The following is a 1060-nucleotide window of genomic DNA, read 5'->3' on the forward strand; positions in this document are numbered from 1 at the left end:
GCGCACGCACAGTGCCCTTCGATAGCCGTGCAGCCGGGCGTGCAGGGTCTCCACATGTGCAAAGCCCGGCTTCCACATCAGAGAGCCATAGCCAAAGACCCAAAAATCGCCCATATCCGTCCTGATAGATTTGCCTGATAGATTTGCCTGAGAGAACTGTTTGAGAATTCAGCCCGGCGAGTCAGTTGATGTGGTTTTCGAGACCCGGAGCGCAGTGGACATTTGGTCCATGAGCACCGGAAGTGCAGAAAATCGCATCAAATGGCCGTCGGGGTGGATTGTCAACGGTCTCTCCCTGACCGATAGCGAGACCCGCCCCATGCCGTCAAGCACTGCCGAAAAGAGCCGCAAGCCTTCGAGACTTCCGATCATCATCGGCGCACTGATTATCCTTGCCGGCGTGATCTACACCGGCGGCTGGTACTATCTGGCCAATCAATTGGAAAGCCGGGTCGCGACGAATATCGCGGGCTTCAAGCAGCAGGGTATCGACGCCACTTGCGAAAACGCCGGGGCGAGCGGCTATCCCTTACGCGTTGGTCTCGACTGCTCGAAAGTAGGCTGGGTTGACCAGGCCAAAAACATATCCATCACCGCCGGCAGCTTTCGTTCCGCCGCGCAAATCTACGACCCGCTGCAAATTGTCAGCAGCGTCGAAGGCCCTGCCGCGGTCGACGTGCCCGGCGCTCCGCCCCTCGACGTGAAATGGGAACATCTCGCCACGAGCGTCCGGCTCGACAAGCCACTTCCAAAACAACTTTCGATCGAAGGCAGCAATGTCATGGTCAATGAGCGCGGGAACGTGAGCAATCCTGTTCCGCTCGCCGTCATGCAGACCGGGAAACTTGAGTTCAACACTGCCCAGCCGCAGATGGATATCGCGCTTTCCTTCGACAAGCTCAAGATCGCCGACAATATTGTCCTCGACAGACCTTTGCCCGAACTGACCGGCGCCGCCGATGTCCAGCTTGCCAACGGTTTCGCGCTCCTGGCAAAACCCGAGCGTGACCTGTCGGTTCTGCGCGGCCAGACGGRAACGCTGCGCAAAGTCGAACTGTCC

The 1060-nt window shown here is 58.5% G+C and carries 2 protein-coding genes; one reads left to right on the forward strand and one right to left on the reverse strand.

Annotation, left to right across the window (positions count from 1 at the left end; genetic code table 11):
* Positions 1 to 114: gamma-glutamylcyclotransferase (locus ACXJ5O_RS27990; RefSeq protein WP_457302762.1), on the reverse strand; the 114-nt coding region annotated here is incomplete at its 3' end.
* 115 nt (positions 115 to 229) lie between these two features.
* Here ACXJ5O_RS27990 and ACXJ5O_RS27995 point away from each other — a divergent pair.
* A partial coding sequence (locus ACXJ5O_RS27995) for a DUF2125 domain-containing protein (RefSeq protein ID WP_457302761.1) occupies positions 230 to 1060 on the forward strand: 831 nt, incomplete at its 3' end.

Source organism: Phyllobacterium sp. P5_D12, from assembly GCF_054049495.1.